Origin of the sequence: Prosthecobacter sp. (assembly GCF_049294395.1) — a bacterium.
Classification (GTDB): Bacteria; Verrucomicrobiota; Verrucomicrobiia; order Verrucomicrobiales; family Verrucomicrobiaceae; genus Prosthecobacter.
The window spans coordinates 1-18,118 of record NZ_JBAQCR010000052.1 but is presented as its reverse complement, the minus strand read 5'-3'; the positions used below and the strand labels follow the sequence as shown (position 1 = coordinate 18,118).

Annotated in this window: 17 protein-coding genes; 15 read left to right on the top strand and 2 right to left on the bottom strand. The window is 59.3% G+C overall.

Translation table 11 applies throughout. From position 1 onward, the window contains the following. Window positions 1-14 precede the first annotated feature (14 nt). The 15 genes from WAW39_RS03355 (at window position 15) to WAW39_RS03285 (ending at window position 13,088) form a co-directional block, all read left to right on the top strand. A complete protein-coding gene (locus WAW39_RS03355; protein ID WP_422315764.1) occupies window positions 15-614 on the top strand; it encodes a DUF3341 domain-containing protein in 600 nt (199 codons plus the stop codon). Between the two features lie 18 nt (window positions 615-632). Next, window positions 633-1,328: a c-type cytochrome gene (locus WAW39_RS03350; RefSeq protein ID WP_422315762.1), complete on the top strand. Its 696-nt coding sequence runs from the start codon at window positions 633-635 to the stop codon at window positions 1,326-1,328. A 24-nt stretch (window positions 1,329-1,352) separates the two neighbouring features. After that, window positions 1,353-2,669, top strand: a complete 1,317-nt coding sequence (locus WAW39_RS03345) for a hypothetical protein (protein ID WP_422315760.1) — start codon at window positions 1,353-1,355, stop codon at window positions 2,667-2,669. A 14-nt stretch (window positions 2,670-2,683) separates the two neighbouring features. Beyond that, the gene (locus WAW39_RS03340; RefSeq protein WP_422315758.1) at window positions 2,684-3,205 is read left to right on the top strand and encodes a hypothetical protein; all 522 of its coding nucleotides are present in this window, start codon (window positions 2,684-2,686) and stop codon (window positions 3,203-3,205) included. Between the two features lie 3 nt (window positions 3,206-3,208). Then, a complete protein-coding gene (locus tag WAW39_RS03335; RefSeq protein WP_422315756.1) occupies window positions 3,209-4,696 on the top strand; it encodes a cbb3-type cytochrome c oxidase subunit I in 1,488 nt (495 codons plus the stop codon). Continuing rightward, the gene (locus tag WAW39_RS03330; RefSeq protein WP_422315754.1) at window positions 4,693-5,373 is read left to right on the top strand and encodes a cbb3-type cytochrome c oxidase subunit II; all 681 of its coding nucleotides are present in this window, start codon (window positions 4,693-4,695) and stop codon (window positions 5,371-5,373) included. The genes WAW39_RS03335 and WAW39_RS03330 overlap by 4 nt, the downstream gene beginning before the upstream one ends. Before the next feature lie 26 nt (window positions 5,374-5,399). Then, window positions 5,400-6,119, top strand: coding sequence for a c-type cytochrome (locus WAW39_RS03325; RefSeq protein ID WP_422315752.1), 720 nt, complete (start codon window positions 5,400-5,402; stop codon window positions 6,117-6,119). Window positions 6,120-6,130: 11 nt separating this feature from the next. Continuing rightward, a complete protein-coding gene (locus tag WAW39_RS03320; protein WP_422315750.1) occupies window positions 6,131-6,943 on the top strand; it encodes a carboxypeptidase regulatory-like domain-containing protein in 813 nt (270 codons plus the stop codon). A gap of 10 nt (window positions 6,944-6,953) precedes the next feature. Beyond that, window positions 6,954-8,915, top strand: a complete 1,962-nt coding sequence (locus tag WAW39_RS03315; protein WP_422315748.1) for a cytochrome c oxidase subunit I — start codon at window positions 6,954-6,956, stop codon at window positions 8,913-8,915. Between the two features lie 36 nt (window positions 8,916-8,951). Next, on the top strand, window positions 8,952-10,301 hold the full coding sequence (locus WAW39_RS03310) for a cytochrome c oxidase subunit 3 (protein WP_422315746.1): 1,350 nt from the start codon (window positions 8,952-8,954) through the stop codon (window positions 10,299-10,301). Between the two features lie 21 nt (window positions 10,302-10,322). Then, window positions 10,323-10,655, top strand: a complete 333-nt coding sequence (locus WAW39_RS03305; RefSeq protein ID WP_422315744.1) for a cytochrome C oxidase subunit IV family protein — start codon at window positions 10,323-10,325, stop codon at window positions 10,653-10,655. A 17-nt stretch (window positions 10,656-10,672) separates the two neighbouring features. Beyond that, a complete protein-coding gene (locus WAW39_RS03300; RefSeq protein WP_422315742.1) occupies window positions 10,673-10,879 on the top strand; it encodes a hypothetical protein in 207 nt (68 codons plus the stop codon). A 5-nt stretch (window positions 10,880-10,884) separates the two neighbouring features. Then, complete coding sequence (locus WAW39_RS03295) at window positions 10,885-11,088, top strand: hypothetical protein (RefSeq protein ID WP_422315740.1); 204 nt, start codon at window positions 10,885-10,887, stop codon at window positions 11,086-11,088. Between the two features lie 16 nt (window positions 11,089-11,104). Beyond that, complete coding sequence (locus WAW39_RS03290) at window positions 11,105-11,917, top strand: cytochrome c oxidase subunit II (protein ID WP_422315738.1); 813 nt, start codon at window positions 11,105-11,107, stop codon at window positions 11,915-11,917. Window positions 11,918-12,011: 94 nt separating this feature from the next. Continuing rightward, window positions 12,012-13,088: a COX15/CtaA family protein gene (locus WAW39_RS03285; protein ID WP_422315736.1), complete on the top strand. Its 1,077-nt coding sequence runs from the start codon at window positions 12,012-12,014 to the stop codon at window positions 13,086-13,088. Window positions 13,089-13,210: 122 nt separating this feature from the next. On the opposite strand, the gene WAW39_RS03280 is transcribed toward WAW39_RS03285, so the two are convergent. Together WAW39_RS03280 and WAW39_RS03275 are read right to left on the bottom strand one after the other, a co-directional pair. Then, window positions 13,211-16,471: a tetratricopeptide repeat protein gene (locus tag WAW39_RS03280; protein WP_422315734.1), complete on the bottom strand. Its 3,261-nt coding sequence runs from the start codon at window positions 16,469-16,471 to the stop codon at window positions 13,211-13,213. A 192-nt stretch (window positions 16,472-16,663) separates the two neighbouring features. Further along, window positions 16,664-17,947 (bottom strand): GDSL-type esterase/lipase family protein, encoded by a 1,284-nt coding sequence (locus tag WAW39_RS03275; protein ID WP_422315732.1) that lies wholly within the window; start codon window positions 17,945-17,947, stop codon window positions 16,664-16,666. Between the last annotated feature and the right edge of the window lie 171 nt (window positions 17,948-18,118).

Sequence of the window (18,118 nt, the reverse complement as noted above, 5' to 3'; positions counted from 1 at the left end):
ACTGAACCCTGACTGTGAGCACCACCCTCAAACGAGTCCACGGCTACCTCGCTGAATTTGACAGCGTGAAGGATCTCTACCATGCCGCCGAGCATGTGCGCGATGCCGGCTACCAGCGCTGGGACGTGCATTCGCCCTTCCCTATCCATGGAATGGATGAGGCGATGGGCAACCCACGCTCCAAGCTGCCCATGTTTGTCTTCTGCGGTGGCATCACCGGAACTGCGGTCGCCTTCACTCTCGAAACGATCACTCAGACCAATTTCTGGAGCAGCATCGGCCTTGGTTTCCTCCAAAAGATCGTCGAAACCTATCCGACGGTTGTGCAGGGCAAGCCCACCGACATCTGGACCCTTCCGGCGTTCTTCCCGGTGATGTTTGAGCTGACGATTCTCTTCAGCGCCTTCACCACCCTGTTCGGCCTGCTGGCGCTCATCGGCCTGCCACGCTGGAACCACCCTCTTTTTGTTTCCAAGAACTTCGGCAAGTTCTCGGACGACGGTTTCTTCGTCTGCATCGAAGCCCGCGATCCTAAATTCTCCCAGGAAGGCACCAAGAGTCTTCTCGAAAAAGTCGGCGGCAAGAACATCGAACTCGTGGAGGACGAAATCTAAGCCTCGCTTACCCGCACCATGAAGTACTTCTTTCTCAGCTATCTTTTCGTCATCGCGATCGTCGTGAGCGCGTTTGGTTTCCGTGGCAGCAAATCTGAACTGCCGCCGCTCGAAGTCATCCCGGACATGGATCATCAGGCCAAGGTGAAATACCAGGTCGGCACCGAATTCTTTGCGGATGGCCGCGGAGCCCGCCTCCCGGTCAAAGGCACCCTGCCGATGGGTTTCGAAATCCCCGCTGTCGCTGCGGTTGATGCCGTCGGTCCTAAGGCCAAGCCCGCCCGTGTCGCTTTCACCAGCGGTCTGGGTTACTACGACACCGGCAAAGTCGGTGACTTCTACGGCGACGGTCTGCCGGAAGAAATCACCAGCGATCCCTCTGTCTTCAATGCGGAGTTCATCAAGCGCGGGGAGCAGCGCTACAACATCAACTGCGCCATCTGCCACGGCACCTCCGGCAACGGCAAGGGTGTGACCTCCAAATACGGCATCCTCACCGCCTTCAACTTTCAGCAGCCTGGCAATCTGGATGCTGCCAATGCCGCCGCCTACCGTGCGGATGGTGCCATCTTTGATGTTATCACCAACGGCAAAGGCCTCATGGGCAGCTACGGCGGCAACATCACCTTGCGCGACCGCTGGGCCATTGTGGCCTACATCCGCTCTCTGCAAATCGCGGCCCAAGAGTCTAAAGTCACCCTCCCCCTTCAGTAACGGCACGATTACTCGAATCCCGGCATGAGTCACCACGTCACATTTAAAGATCTGCCCCAAGGCGGAGAAAAATTCGAAACAGCCAAGGGCGGCAAGCTTATCAACACGCTCGGCTTCTTTGGCGGGCTCGGTTTCCTGGCTTCCCTTTGGTTCTTCTTCACGAAAACGGACACCTTTGCCTATTCCTGGCTGTTCGCCGTCTTCTTCTGCTTCACCTTCGTGGTCGGCGGCTGCTTCTGGATCCTCCTCCACAGCGCCTCCAATTCGAGCTGGGGCGTTGCCGTGCGCCGCATCTGGGAAAACTTGGCCAACATGGTGGTCCCTCTGGCCATTCTTGCCTCTCCCCTTCTCATCACTGCGGTGAACAAGCCGCTCTATGAGTGGATGGGCCACCATCGCACCGCTGCGGAACATGCCGCCCATGCCGATCATCCAACGACCGTGAAGCAGGCGCTGCATCACATGGCCGTGGAAAATCCCCATCTGCATGTGCTTGTGACCAAGTTCGGTTACATGAACCTGAACACTTGGTTCTCCTGGTACACCCGCTTTGCACTCTACTTCCTCATCCTCTGGTTCATTGCCCGCACCCTGCGTGGCAAATCACTCCAGCAGGAGCAGGATGGCGACATCAAACACACCATCTGGTCCCGTCAGTTCTCCTGCATCGTCCTGCTGCCTTTCGCCCTGACCGTCACTTTTGCCGCCTTCGACTGGCTTGTGGGTTTGGACTACAATTGGTTTTCCACCATGTGGGGCGTGTACATCTTTGCCGGCTGTGCCTGGGCCTCCATGGCACTGTCGATTCTGGTCGTCACTTGGCTGCGCAGCTTGGGCTACCTGCAGAAGGTCGTCACAGATGAGCATTACCATCTCATGGGCAAGCTGCTCTTCGCCTTCACGGTGTTCTGGGCCTATATTTCCTTCAGCCAGTATTTCCTGATCTGGTACGCCAACATCACGGAAGAAACCCGTTTCTACCTCATCCGTAACACGGAAGGCTGGCAGGCTGTTTCCATCTTCATTCTCCTCGGGCATTTCATCGTTCCCTTCCTTTTCCTGCTCTCCCAGCAGCGCAAAAAGAACCCCGTGGTGATCAGCCTTGGCTGTATCTGGATCCTCTTCATGCACGTGGTGGACATCTATTGGAATGTCATCCCTGAGCGTGGCCCGTCCCTTGGCCTCGGCGTCCTGGCTCCGTATGCCTGGGTGCAGGACATCGCCGCTTTCTGCGCCGTCTTTGGCATCATGGGTTTCCTCTACCTCCGTGGCCTGGCCAAATACAGCCTGTATCCATGGCGTGATCCGCGCCTCCTCGAGTCCGTGAACGTCATCAACTGATTCCCCGATTTTCCATGTCGCAGCCCGATCAACCTAAAAAAGCCGGTGCCACCTTTGTGTGGGTGCTCGGAGCCTTCGCAGGCTTCGCCCTGCTCTTCATCCTCATCCAGTCCATCACTGATTCGAAGCAGGGCTTTGACCCGCGTGAACAGGAACGCCGCGACTACACCGCTGAGATCCTCAAGGCGCAGTCAGAAAGCATCGCCAAGCTGGGTCTGAACGATGAGACCAAGAAGAACGCGGTCTTTACGAAGACGCTCGCCGTACTTGGCGCCAAGAAGCCCGGCGTCAGCACCCAGGTTGTCCCGGGATCACCCACCCAGCTCAAACAGGCCGCTGCTGCCGCTCCTGCACCGGCTGCTGCCGCTCCCGCAGCTCCAGCCCCGGCTCCTGCTGCTCCCTCAAACCCTGCGCCTCCGATTCCCACGACGTTTGTTCCTTCGGTCCCCGCTGCTCCTGCTGGCTCCGCACCTCCGATCCCCGCCGTACCCGCAGCTCCTGCACCAGCCCCTGCCGCACCCGCTTCGCCCAAGTAAGTCATGCAGACCACTCCCGCCACTCCTGACACGGACCTTCAGGCCGACAATCTTCGCCGCGCGGCGATCGACAAGTCGGTGAAAGGACCTGTGCTCTTCCTCTTCACCAATGGAGCCTTCTGGCTCATGCTCTCCACGCTGCTCGGCGTTCTCGCCGCGATCAAGCTGGTGGAACCTGAGTTTCTGGGAGACTGCCCGTACATCACTTATGGCCGCCTGCAGCCTGCGCACATCAATGCGCTCGTCTATGGCTGGGGCATCCAGGCCGCTTTGGGCGTGATGCTGTGGATCATGGCACGCCGCTCCGGTCAGGAACTGAAGGGTGGCAAGACCCTCCTCATCACCGCCGGCGTGTTCTGGAACATCACCATCACCTTCGGCATCCTCGCCATCCTCATGGGCAAGAGCACCTCGATCGAGTGGCTTGAAATGCCGAAGTTCGTCTGGCCCGTGCTGCTGGCCTGCTTCCTCTGCTATGCCTGGCCGATCGCCCGCATGTTTGGCCGCGCCTTCCGTCCCGAAGGCTTCATGGTCAGCACGTGGTACATCCTCGGCGCCTGCTTCTGGTTCCCATGGATCTTCATCACCGCCAACGTCGCCCTCCATTGCCTGCCAGGCCTGGGTGCCATCGGCGCTGGCATCGATGCTTGGTACATCCACGCGGTGATCCTGCTCTTCTTCGTCCCCGTGGGTGTCGGCTCGGCTTATTACTTCATTCCAAAAATCACCGGACAGCCCATCGCTTCGGCACAGCTGGCATCCGCCGGTTTCTGGAGCCTCGCCATCCTTGGCGGTTGGACCGGCATGCAGAAATACATGGGTGGCCCTCTGCCAGCCTGGATGTCTTCGGTCGGTGCCTGCGCCGGCGTGCTCCTGCTGATTCCAGTGGGTCTTGTGGGTCTCAATCACCACCTCACCACCCTCGGCAAGCACAGCTCCGTGGCCGCCAGCCCAACCCTCCGCTTCATCTTCTTCGGAGCCCTGTTCTATCCTGTGTCGGGCTTGGTTCTTGCCCTGAATTCCGCCTTCTGGACCGGTGCCAACCTGCAGTTCACCCAGTCATGGTATTCGTTTCAGGTGGTTAGCTTGTATGGCTTCTTCAGCATGTGCGTGTTTGGTGCCATCTACTACATCGTTCCCCGCCTCTCCGGTTGTGAATGGCTCAGCGTCCGCCTGATCCGCAACCACTTCTGGTTCTCGGTCTATGGCATCGGCACCATCGTCATCATGAGCCTCGTGGCCGGCTGGCAGCAGGGTGCAGATCTGAACGATCCTGAGCATTGGGACCAGACCTTCATGAACCACGTCATCAATTCCCGCCCTTACGTGGTCTCACGTGCGGTGGCCTGGGGCCTCATCAGCTTCTCCAATTTCATGTTCCTTCTTCACCTTCTGCTCATGGTCGCAGGCCTGGGTCGCCGCAGTTCGGCACCTACCCTGCTTGAACACGACCACGGCGATCAAGCTCTTCCCCACGAAGCCCACGCATGACGAACTTCCGCACATTCATTCTCGGTCTCGCCGCCTCTTTCGGGCTGCCATGGCTGTGTCTCATCGTTCTTCCGGCGATGCAGTACGAACAGCTCACCCCTGTCGCTTATGACAAGGACAAGGACGGCGTCGAAGGATTCTTCCCACCTGCCCCCGTCAATGGCCAGGGCCAGCTCGTTTACATCCGTGAAGGCTGCAATCAGTGCCACACACAGATGATTCGTCCGGTTCAGCTCGGCCTGGATGGCTGGTACAAAGGCTGGGGTCAGGATCAGGAAGCCCGCCCCACCACTCCAGCTCGTTCCAACGTTCTGGGTGACTACCTCGGTGAGAAATACGCCCTGCTCGGCATCCAGCGTGTCGGACCTGACCTCGCCAACTACGGCTGGCGTGCACCATCGGCGGCCGCTCTTTATCAGCACCTCTACTCACCGCGCTCCATCCACGATTGGAGCACGATGCCCGCCTACACCGGCCTCTTCACCCTGCAAAAAATTCAAGGCCCCGTTTCCGAACGTGCCCTGAAGCTGCCGAAGAAGTTTGCGCCGCCTGCCGGTTATGAAGTCGTTCCGACGAAAGAAGCCGAACGCCTCGTCGAATACCTTCTCTCCCTGAAAAAGGATTATCCCGTCCCCGGACAGAGCGCAGCCGTCGCTGCCTCTCCCGCCAAAAAATAGCCCCCTCTCGCGACCCGCACGCCCCCATGAGCGCACCCGCCCATCCAGACAGCACCGATCTTGATCGCCTTCACTCCGCCGTGAAGCGCGAGAAGGAAGATCTCGCTCCCGAAAGCCAGCCCGCTCCCCTGTGGGCGATGTTTTTGCTCATGCTCGTTGCCATCATCGCCGGTGGCCAGCTTGGCCCGATGACCGGCGGCTGGAGCTTCAACGTCAGCAATCCCTTTGCCGCCGCTGGTGGCGGAGACCCACGCCCGGGCGGAGCCGGAGCCGGAGCTGCGCTTGATCCTTTCGCCTTGGCCATGAAAAAAGGCGCCAGCGGTTATTCCGTCTGCGGTGGTTGCCATCAGGGCAATGGCGGCGGACTTCCCGGCCAGTTCCCTCCCCTCGCCAAATCCGAGTACGTCCTCGGTGGTACCGAGCGTCTGATCCGCATCGTGCAGCACGGCCTCACCGGCCCCGTCACCGTGAACGGCCAGGGCTTCAACACCCCCGGCGGCATGCAGGCCTTCGGTGCGGCCATGTCCTCCCAGGATCTCGCCAACGTGCTGACTTTCGTTCGTAACTCCTGGGGTAATGAAGGCTCCATGATCACCAAGGAAATGGTGCAGAAGGTGCGCGATGAAGAAAAACGCGCCTCCCAGTGGACTGTTACCGAACTGGAGCCTTTCGCTAAAAAGAATGTCCCAGGTGACATCCCCGCCGGCCCTGGCGCGACTGCTGCCGCTGCACCTGCCGCCAAGTAATTTCAACTGCAATGACCCGTGTGAAGCAAACCGTCTCCCGCCAGGCACCTTGGGCTGCCTTCGGAGCCGTCATGCTGATCGCGAACGTAAGCTGCGGCAAGATGCCTGAAGCTGCCGCCGAGGTGAAGCTCGCTCCTGCCGTCCAGATCGCCGAAACTCCCAGCATCACCGGCAAGGTGACGCTCAAAGGTGCCAATGCTGCGGCACTGCGCAAAGTTGTCGATGTCGGTGGCAATCCCTTTTGCACCGGCCATGGCGACATCATTGACTCCACCTGGAAAGTGGCTGCGGATGGCTCTCTCGCTGACACCGTGATCACCGTGCGTGGCAGCCAGCGCGCCAGCAACGTCTCCGCTGCTCCTTTGGTGGACCAGACGAAGTGCGAGTTCGTACCGCACACCGTGTCCATCCAAGCCGGGCAGGAAGTTCGCTTTCACAACAGTGACCTGACCTTCCACAACATCCGCATCGCTCGTTACGATGCCCAGGGCAAAGGTGCTAACATCGACAACTTCGGGCAGCCTTCTCGTGGCGACGAAAATGTGAAGACCTTCAACACTCCGGGCATCTACCGCCTTGAATGCGATGTGCACCGTTGGATGAACGCCTGGGTCTTTGTGCACGAAGGTGCGCACAGTGCAGTCTCCGGCACCGACGGCCGTTTCTCCATCTCCCGTGCGCTCGCCGATGGCGAATACGTCGTTGAAGCCTGGCATCCGCAGTTTTCGCAAAGCATCACCCACACCGTCACCGTCCGTGGCGGCAAGGCCACCGCTGATTTCGAGTTCGACTTCGCGAACGCCCACCCCTCTGATCCCTTTTGACCACCAGCCTATGAGCGCCGCCGCCACCACTCACGATCACGCCCACGACCACTCGCATGACGACCATGCACACGGGCATCATGAACAGAGCTTCGTCTGGAAGTACATCTTCTCCACGGATCACAAAACCATCGGTCTGCAGTATGGTCTCACCGGCCTGATCTTCCTTCTCTTTGGCTTCTTCCTCATGCTGCTCATGCGCTGGAGCATCGCCTATCCGGGCATCCCGGTGCCGGCGGTCGAGGTGATTCGTCACCTGCCCCTCATCGGAGACCTTTTTGAGCAGATGTTTGGCCGCTGGCTGAACGCCGACGGTTCGTTGAACGGTGAATTGTACAACATGCTCGGTGCCATGCACGGCACGGTCATGGTGTTCTTCGGCATCGTGCCACTTGGCTTCGCCGCCTTCGGCAACTTCGTCATGCCTCTCCAGATCGGCACCATCGACATGGCGTTCCCCCGCCTGAACATGATGAGCTACTGGTTCTTCTTCATCAGCTGCATTCTGATGATGTACAGCTTCTTCGTCGGCACCGGCCCGGTGCAGACCGGCTGGACGATGTATTCGCCCCTCGCCTCCACGACCAACATCGGCGTGACAAGCATCTGGAGCCACGGCCATATGTGGTGGCTCATGGCGATGGTGTTCAACATCTCCGCATCCCTCCTCGGCTCCGTCAATTTCATCGCCACCATCATCAACCTGCGCACCAAGGGCATGGCATGGATGAAGATGCCCTTCTTCTGCTGGGCGATGTTCGTCACCGCCTTCCTCCTCCTGCTTGCTTTCCCACCCCTCGAAGTGGCGGCCATCCTGCAGCTCTCTGACCGCGTGTTCGGTTCCTCGTTCTACCTGCCTACCGGCCTGATGGAAGGTGGCAAGCACCTCGACATCTCCGGTGGTGGCAGCCCGCTGCTCTACCAGCATCTCTTCTGGTTCCTCGCCCATCCTGAGGTGTACGTGCTCATTCTTCCTGCATTCGCCATCCTGACGGACATCATTCCCTGCAATGCTCGTCGTCCGCTCTGGGGGTACAAGTCCATGGTGTATTCCGTGCTCACGCTCGGTTTCCTCAGCTTCCTCGTCTGGGCCCACCACATGTACCTCACCGGCATGGGCACCATGATGTCCACCTACTTCCAGATCACCACCGTTCTCATCTCGGTGCCGTCCGTGGTGCTGCTGACTTGCTTGATGGTGTCTCTCTGGGGCGGTTCCATCCGCTTCAACACGCAGATGCTTTTTGCCTCCGCCTTCCTGCCCATGTTCGGTATCGGTGGTCTCACGGGTCTGCCTCTGGCATTCTCGTTCATCGATCTCGCCTTGCACGACACCTATTACGTGATCGGCCATTTCCACTACGTTGTCGCTCCTGGAACAATCTTCGCCCTCTTCGCCGGCGTCTATCACTGGTTCCCGAAATTCACCGGCCGCTTCATGAACGACAAGCTCGGCAAACTGCATTTCTGGCCTTCGCTCCTCGGCATGAATCTCGTGTTCGCCCCTATGTTTGTTCAGGGCTTGGCCGGCTTCCACCGCCGCTGGTATGACGGCGGCAAGTACTTCGAAAACACCAGCGGCATGTCCCACTGGACCACCTCCCTGACCCACGAGGTCGGCGCCTTCTTCGGCTTGGACATCCCTGACAACATGCTGTCCCTCAACATCGTCATGTCCGTCGGTGCCTTCATCCTCGCGCTTGGCCAGGTGCCCTTCATCATCAACTTCTGGTTCAGCCTCAAGGGCGGCAAAAAGGCCACCAGCGACAATCCATGGGATGCCACCACCATGGAATGGGCCACACCCACGCCTCCTCCGCACGGCAACTTCCTCTTTGATCCGGTCGCCCATCGTGGTCCCTACGAGTACAGCGTTCCTGGCCACGCCACAGACTTCTATCCGCAGTGGGAGTCCGAACCCGGCAAACCCGACCTCAAAGCCGTCGCTGAAAAAGCCCAGGCTCATCACTAAACCGCGAACTTCCAACCGCGCACCGCGACTACTTCAATGGACATCCCTTACACAGTTCACGCCCGTCCAGACACCGGTCTTTACAATGCCAAGATCGGTATCTGGCTCTTCCTTGCCTCGGAAGTCATGCTCTTCGGCGGCTTGTTCTCCGCCTACATCTTCCTTCGCGTCGGTGCCGACTATCCATGGCCGGTGCATGATCTGGATGTGACGCTCGGTTTCATCAACACCGTCGTGCTCATCGCCTCCTCCGTGACGGTCGTCATGGCTTGGGCCATGCTCAAGCTGCGCAAGTTTGGCTGGTACCGCATCAACATGGCCATCACCGTGATTTGCGCTGGGGTCTTCATGTTCAACAAGTCCCTTGAGTACAAGGCCAAGTTTGCCCACTACGCCGTGAAACTGACGGACGGCACGATGCTCACCGGCCATCTTCCTCATGGCTATCAGGTGAAGTTTGAGGGTGCAACGGAGTTCAATCTCTCCGTTCCGCTCAAGACAAGCGCCGTGACCGCTGATCCAATCGGCCACGTCCTCCCGTTCATCGAGGGCACGGCTCCGAAGTTCAAAACCGAAGGCGGTCAGGAAATCACCTTGGACGAAGCTTCGTTCAAGGCGCTCAGCGCGGAAGCCGTAAAAAAAGCGCAAGAAGCCAAAAAAGGCACCGCTTCCATCAAGCTCATCGCCACCGCCCCGATCAAGTTCGCGGTGAAGCCCTCCGAAATTTTTGCCTACACCGACACCACCATCACCTTCCGCGACGGCACCACCGCCACTGGCAAGCTGGCCGATGACAAGATGACCATCGAAGTCGACGGCGTCGATGCACGCGGCGTCGCCCAGTCGGAAAAGTCCCTCGCTTTCGATCACCGCTATCTGGGTGAAGCCTGGCAGAAGGCCTTCGTTGAAAACCGTGACCACCACATCACCAAATTCGAGAAGGACTATCCAACCCGTGACAAGTCCCGTTCGGCCACGCTGCAGAAAGAGTCCCTCTTCTTCAAACTGAATTCCGCTGAGCCTCCTGCTGCAGGTGCCGCCCATGGCGATGCGCATGGTGCTGAAGCTCATGCTCCTGCCGGCGGTCACGGCGATGCTCACGCCCATCACCCCACGGTGGTGCTGGAAAAGAAGGACTTCACTTTCTTCTCCAACTTCACGCCAAAGCTGAACACCTATTACGCCATCTATTTCACACTCACCGGTCTGCACGGTCTGCACGTGATCGCCGGTGCGCTGGTGCTGCTCTACTTCCTTGCGTTTGACGGCAAGCGCCTGCGCCAGGATCCCGAACATCTCGCCAATCGCGTCGAAGTCGGCGGCCTCTTCTGGCACTTCGTCGATCTCGTGTGGATCTTCCTCTTCCCGCTGTTGTACCTCCTGTAATCACTCACCCTTTTCACTGCCATGGCCGACAACATCGAAGCAATCCAGAAATCGATCAAATGGTACCTCATTATCGGAGGCATCCTGATCCTCGCCAGCGGAGCCACCGTGTGGCTCTCCTATGTGGAGCTGCCCACCCACAGCTTGAACATCCTCGTCGGCATGATTCTGGCGACGATCAAGGCCACGCTCGTGGCGCTGATCTTCATGCATCTCAATCATGAGCGCAGCATGATCTACAAGATCCTCCTCTTCACGGTGGTGCTGGCGGTCGTCCTTTTCGCGCTCTTCATCTTCTCCCACGAAGACCCTCTCCAGTTCAAAGGCTTCTACGCTCCTGTCGAACAGCAGTAGTTCCCCGCACCTCAGCCATGTCGCTCAAGCACTTCCACATCGTCTTTCTCGTCTTCGCCATCTTGTGCGATGCCGCGTTCTGGCTGTGGATGCATTTCATGCCTGAAGACGCCGCCGCCGCCGGTGCCGCACCCCTGAAAAACTACGCGGGTCTGCTCTGCCTGGCCCTTATGTTCTATGGCGTGTGGTACGTGATCAAAAAAATGCGCACCATCATCGTCTGAACCACATGATTCCCGCACTTCCATCCTCCGTTCTCGCCTGCGCCACCTGCATGGCCGACAAAGGCAGCCTTGTCGGACAGGCTCAGGGCTTCGCCATTCTTTTCATGCTGGGCATGCTCGCCTTCATGTTCATCTGCGCCGCCTGTTTCGTTTTTTCCTTTGTGCGCCGTCAGCGCGCGCATCAGGACCTCACCACCGCTTCCGCCTGAATTCCCCTTTTAGCTTATGACCCTTAAACTCGATTCTATCAATGTCTGGATGGGCCAGACCGCAAACGCCTCAGAACACGGCGGCCTTGTTGACCACATGCTGGGCTTTGTCCACTGGGTCATGGTCGTGCTCGGCGTAGGCTGGTCCATTTATCTCGCCATCGCCTTCTATCGCTTCCGCAAACAGAAGACCGCCCGTGCCGACTACCATGGCTTCCGCGGGCATGCGACCACGCACATCGAAATCGGCGTGGTCATCGTTGAAGCCATTCTCCTGCTCGGCTTCGCCTTCCCGCTCTGGTCCCGTCAGGCCGACGAATATCCCACCTCCCCCGACACCATCCGCATGCGCGCACTGGGCGAGAAGTTCCTCTGGAACTTCCAATACCCCGGCACCGACATGATGCTCAGCACTTGGGATCTCCGCAACGTGGACGGCGGCACCAACACCATGGGCAAGGACCTGCACGACCCCAACGGCAAGGACGACTTCGTCAATCCTGGTACCATGAAGCTTCCTGTGGGCCGCCCGGTCATCGTGGACGTGGCCAGCAAGGACGTGATTCACAATCTCGCGCTCGTGCCGATGCGTGCCGCGCAGGATGCAACTCCTGGTGTGAAGAGCCACATGTGGTTCAAGCCGGTCAAGGAAGGCAGCTGGGACATCATCTGCGGTCAGCTTTGCGGCCCAGGCCACGCCCAGATGAAGGCCATTCTCGAGGTGGTTCCCGCCGCCGAATATGACGCCTGGGCCAAAGAGCAGTCCGATGCCGCGAGCAAGAAAACCAAAGACGCCGAAGCCGCTGCGCCGAAGCCTGCCGCTCACTAATTTCCATCCTTCTGGATGGTTGAACCGAAGGGCAAAATAATGACCTCATTATTTTGCCCTTCTGCTTTTGCCGCACGTTTCTGATCTGACCGACATGCCCTCCCGTGCTTTTCATCGCTATGCTCTGTTCACGCTCGCCGTGGGTGTGGTGTTGATCTGGTGGGGCGCAGCGGTGACCACGGAAGACGTCGGACTCGCGGTGCCGGACTGGCCGCTGTGCTACGGCAAGCTCAATCCTGAAGGCTGGTACAAAGTGCCTGCTCTGCTGCTTGAGCATGGGCACCGCTGGCTTGCCACCACCATCGGTTTTCTGGTGCTTGGCCTCTACTTCTGGCAGTTTGCCAAGTTCAAGCCCGGCTTGATGGAGGGTGTCGGCATCATCCTTTGTTCCATGGGCTTCTTGGTGCTGATCTACATGGGATCCGTTGGGACCGCTGCGTTCATCGGGACTCTCGGCTTTTCCTGGCTCGTTCTGAAATGGTACAGCCAGCGCTGGCCCTTGCTGCGCGGTCTGACCACGCTCGCGTTGTTGCTGGTCGTGCTGCAGGCTTCACTCGGTGGTTTGCGGGTCTTGAAAATGTCGGATCCGCTGGGCGTCACGCATGGCACGCTCGGTCAGTTGTTCTACTGCCTGCTGGTGTTCATCGCCTTCGCATCCTCCCGCACTTGGACGGAAGGCCGCCTCGTTCTCACACTCAAAGAAGCCGCCAGGGCACGCTTCTGGTCGCTGGCATTGTTTCTCTGTGTGTTCGGCCAGCTGGTTCTCGGCGCCAGCCTGCGCCACACGCAGCGCACACATCTGGCCGCGAGCGACATTCTCACCACCAAGGGCCAGTGGCTGCCGGCGCTTCATCCACCAGATGTGTTTCTTCTCTTTGCCCACAAATACTGGGGCTTCACCGTCGCCTTGCTGATCATCTTCGTCGCGGTGCATGCGCGGCGCTGGCTGGTCACGCTGCCGCAGATGCGCCCTGTCGCCACGCTGCTGCTGTTCATGCCCACGGTGCAGGTGGCGCTGGGCATCTTCGTGATCCTGACCGGGAAAAGCTTCTGGGTCACCAACTTCCATGTCCTCAATGGACTGGGCCTCCTCGCTCTCAGCAGTCTGCTCGTCGCCACCTTCTGGGGTGACCGGCTATGCCGTCGTGCAGACGAAGTGGACGATGCTTGAGCTTTGTCTGCGATAACGCAGAGGTGGTCCTCCATCATAAACAGCGCTGCAACACGGCGCGCAGACTTCACTCCATCTTCTGGATGTCTGCCGTCAACCACGGTCAGCAACTGTAAACGTCCCTACTTCGTGCTCATGCTGAGTTTCGGGGTGCCCGAGACAACCCGCGGCTGATCAAACTCGGCGAGCTTCTGCCGCCACTGCGCTGCTTGCGCAGCATTGCCGGTGGCATCGTTGAATTGAGCGAGGCGTTCGATGGCGTTGCGCAGCCGAAAGCGATCCTGAATCGCAAGCATGCCCGCGTGTGCGTTCAGCCCCTCGTAGCCAGATTGCAGCAGCGGTCCTGCCTCGGTGTATTTTTTCTGATGCAGCAGCGCTCCTCCCAGCAGGCTCTCGACATTGAAGCGCAGCCAGTGCTCAGGCTGTTGTTTGAAGCACTGCTCCAGGCAGTCACGCAGCAGCGGCTCCGCCTTGGCCGATTGTCCGGTTTGCAGCCACAAGCTCCCAAGGTCTGTGGAGGCTGCGGCCACTGCGGCAGTGTCTGCGGGCGTGCGCTTGCGCTGCAGTTCCAGCACCTGCTGATACAGGGCCTCGGCCTCTTCAAGCCGGCCTGCATGCCGCTGCGTTGCTGCCAGGCCGGACAGCGTGGCGATTGTGTCCGCATGTTCGACGCCAAGGACGCGCTGCTGAATCTGCAGCAGGTCTTGGTAGATCTTTTCCGCCTGCGCATGGTCACCATGCCGGTCATGCATGGCCGCCATCGCATGCATCTGCGCCAGCACATCAGGGTCGCCCGGCCCGTAGGCCGTCTTCATGATTTCCAGCGTCTCAAGCTGAAGCGTGGTGGCTTGCGCATGTTTGCCATCTGCATCGAGCGAGGCGGCCAGCTGTTGCATCGAGTGCAGAGTTTGTACATGCGTGGCGCCCAGCACACGCCGTTTCACCACTAGAGATTCCTGCCGGAGTTTCGTGGCTTCGGCAAAGCGCCCGTGGCTGTCATACACTTGGGCGACGGTGTCCATCTGCGCGAGGATTTCAGGATGCTCCGGAGGAAAAGCCGTTTTCAAAGTCTCCAGCACATGCTGCTGGGAAGCTTCGGCTTCGGCTTGCCTGCCCTGCGCCTCATACTCGTTCGCCAGGTTCTTCATTGAAAAAAGTGTCTGCGGGTCCTTTGGGCCAAGCATGCGGCGTTTGGCGTCCAGGCATTCGTGGTGCAACCTCAGCGCTTCCACATGCCGCCCGCGGCGTCCCAGCATCAGCGCCACCTCGTCTGCCTGCACCAAGGTGTCAGGGTGCTCCGCACCAAGTGACTTTTTCAAGATCTCCAGCGCGCCGAAGTACAGCTTCTCCGCGTCCGATGGCATGCCGCCCTTTTCACAGGCCTGGGCTGCAACGTTCATCGTGATGAGGGTGCGCGGATCACTGGCTCCCAATGCACGTCTCATCCCATCCACCTGCTCGCCACGTCGTTTCATGGCTTCGGCATGTTTGCCTTGCAGGGTGCATGAATTCGCCAGATTGCCGAGCGTCGCCAAGGTATCGAGATGGTCCGCCCCGAGAACACGCTTCTGCACTTGATAGAGATTGAGAAACAAAGTCTCGGCCTCCAGATGCTTCTCTTGGTCATCACAGACCGCCGCCAGCACCGAGATCGTCACAAAAGTGTCCGGGTGGTCCGGACCCAGAGTTTTTTGCTGGGAGCTCAAGGTCCTGCGCAGCAGTGTCTCCGCATCCACATACCGGCCTTCGGCCTCCATGGCGGTCGCCAGTTGCCGCATGGAGCGCAGCGTGTCCCGATGCGTGCCCCCGAGCGCCAGCTTCCGCTTCTCAAGGGCGCCTTGGAGCTGCTTCTGCGCATCCAGCGGTTGTGACAGCGCCAGATAAGTCAGCCCGATCGTCTCCTGCGCCCGCGCTCCGGACTCAGGGTTGTCAGCCAGCGCGTCCAGGTGTTCGACCGCCGCGTCCAGCATGCCTTTCACCAGCGTGGTGTCTTTTCCCTTCACGGTTTCCGGCGTTAGAAAGGCAAACATCTCCTGCAGAAAGCGGGAGGTCATGGAATAGGACTCAGCCTTTTGTTTCACGGTCACGCGTGCTTCTTCCTGCTTCTCCTTCACCAGCAGCCAGCCCATCACCGCCATGCCGCCGGCCACCAGCAGCACCAGTATCGCAGCGAGAGCAAACAATCCCCGGTGCTCACTGATAAAATTGCCCAGCGCAGTACCCTGGACCGCCGGCTTTTCCTCCTGAGCCGCCGCTTCTTTGAGGTAGCGTAGAAAATCATTCTCCATTGCATCCACGCTCGGGTACCGGCTTTCAGGCCGCTTTTCCAAGGCCCGCATCACCACCCAGTCGAAATGCTCCTCCATGAGTTCAGGATAGGTGGCGGTCTCCAGCTTGCGGTTCAAAGCAAGACCCGTGAGCTGTGCCTTGGGCAGCGTGCGTAGCAGGGCGGACGGCTTTTCCACCAGCGTCTCACACACCACCTTCTTCACCTCGTTCAGGTGCTCAGCCGCGTCTCTGGGAGTGGGAATCGGCAGCCTTCCCGTGATCATTTCATACAGCAGCATGCCCAGCGCATAGATGTCCGTGCGTGCATCGATCGCCTTGGCGGCCACGTGCTCGGGAGACAGGTACGAGGCAGGTGCCCGCAGCTGCCCCGTGGGTGTGACGAGTGCGTGGTTCATCGCCTTCGCGATGCCAAAGTCCGTCACCTTCAGCAACGGCTGCCCTTGATCGCCCCATCGGACGAGCAGGTTGGCAGGCTTGATGTCCCCATGCACCACGCCTTTCTGGTGGGCGTGATGGATGGCCTCACAAACCTGGATGAACAAGCGAATGCGCGTCAGCAGCGAGAGCTTTTGATCATCGCAAAACTGGGTGATGGGCGTCCCATGCAGCAGCTCCGTGACGAGGTAGGGCCTGCCGCCGGGAGTCATGCCACAGGCATGCGGCCTGGCGATGTCGGGGTGATCCAGCAGCGCCAGCGCATGCTTTTGGGCTTCATAGCGGATCAAAAAGTCGTTCGCGGCTGCAGCGATGATCTTGATGGTCACGAACTCCGCCACGCGCGCGTTTCGCTCCGCCATCCACATGGTGCTGCTCGTGCTGTCTTCAATGATTTGCAGCAGCCGGTAAGGGCCGATCATGTCCCCCGGCTTCTCTTCCAAGGCCCCGTGGCTGGGGGATTTAGGCACGCGGATCCCTCGCGTGCGGCGCTGCTGTCCACCATTGCCCGGGTGATTGCGCAGCCTGTCCCAGACCTCATTCCACAACGCCGTATCGTTCCCACATGCTCCTGTGAGAAAGACATGGCGCTCAATGTGGTTTGCACGTTCGAGCGCCTCGTTGAAGAGCTGCTCGACGCGGGCAGGGTCGTGGTTCATAGGAAACAGTGCATATTATTATTTCCATAAAGATATGACTTGCTTCGGTTCGCGGTATTGAATCAGGGTTCAAACGACTCTTAACAGCGGTTCACCCAACTCCTCATCCATGAGGAATATTCATTCATGGAGAAGGAAAGGATGTGAGGAGCATTTTACGCGCAAGGACGAGCGATGGCCCGCCAGAGCTCGCTACGGCACCAGCTCACCCACCATCAGGATGGCCCCAGGGTAAAAGGCGGTGGCATCAAAGCGTTCCGGCTTGTCGATCTTGTTGCCGTTCTTCGCGAGGATGGCCGCCTTGTCTGGCTGTTTCGCATCGATCTCGATCTTCACCGTGTGCACTTTGTCTTCCAGATCGGTGCCGATCACCAGCGCACTGAGGCGGTGGTAGGTGCAGTAGGCGTCAAAGCGCGGCACGATCTTCGCAGGCTGATCATCCAGCGTCACGCTGACCTGCCCGCAATCCGGCCCGATGATGTCATAGATGGAGCAGCGCGTACCCTTGAACTTGAAGGTGATCGTCTCGCCCGGCTGCGAGCCTTTGTGCAGCGTGGTCATGCGGTTCGCCCAGTTTTTGCCAAACTTGTCGGTCTTGGAATCCAGCAGCGTGAAGCCCTTCGAGAGCGTCGCGGCACTGATCGGCAGCAACTTGGCCTGCTCGTAATTCGTGGCGATGAACGGTGCGCCCAGCACATGCGCACCCGGCGTTTTTGAAGCCGCCTTGATCGGCTCCTGCGAACGCACAATGGCCGCCAAATACAGCTCATGTCCGGTTTCCACATGCGGATGCACGCTGTCCGGCGCGAAGACGAATTTCCCTTCCAGCGCCTTCTTCTCCTCGTCTGTCTTTGGCAGCTTCGCTTTCCACACCAGCTTGCCTTCCTTCGCCAGCTTCGCCACTTCCATGCCCATGTGAATCGTCGGGATGCCGTAGTGATCGGCAATCTTCTCCATCGCACTCGCGGAGCGCTGGAACTTCCCTTCCAGCATCGCAGGCACCAGCGCTTCGGTCACCGTGTACACAAAGCAGATGTCGCACTCCGGCAGCGCCTTCCACGTCTGTCGCACGATGCCCTCCATGCAGCGAAAGATCTGATCCGGCGAGGCACCACCGTCATTCACCGCGAACTCCACGAACATCAGGTCGGGCTTGGAATCCAGCACATCCTGCTTCAAACGAAACACACCCAGGTCCGAGCCTGTGCCACCGATGGCCGCATTGATCTCGCTGAACTTCGCCTTCGGATACGTCTGCTGGAAATACGCCAGCGTCTTCGGCCTCCAGCCCGGCTGCGCCGTAATCGATCCACCCAGATACCCGATCTTGATCTCCGCACCCGCCGTGTTCGCTTTCGCAAAGAAGTTCGGCAGACCGTTGCGCGGATGGCACTCCTGCGCAGGCACGAGCGGGAACTCATCCGCAGCATGAAGAGTGGCGGTGGCAAAAAGCAGAAACAGGAAGTGGCGCAGCATAAGGACTCGGTTGAAAGGTTGAGTCGTCAGCATGCGAAGCAAATTTTCATGAACAACTTCGACTTTCGCTCCCCGCTCCACCACGGCATCGCCATCCCCGCCCATCCGCTCGCACTCACCGCGCAGCGCAGGCTCGATGAACGGCGGCAGCGCGGGCTGGCACGCTACTAC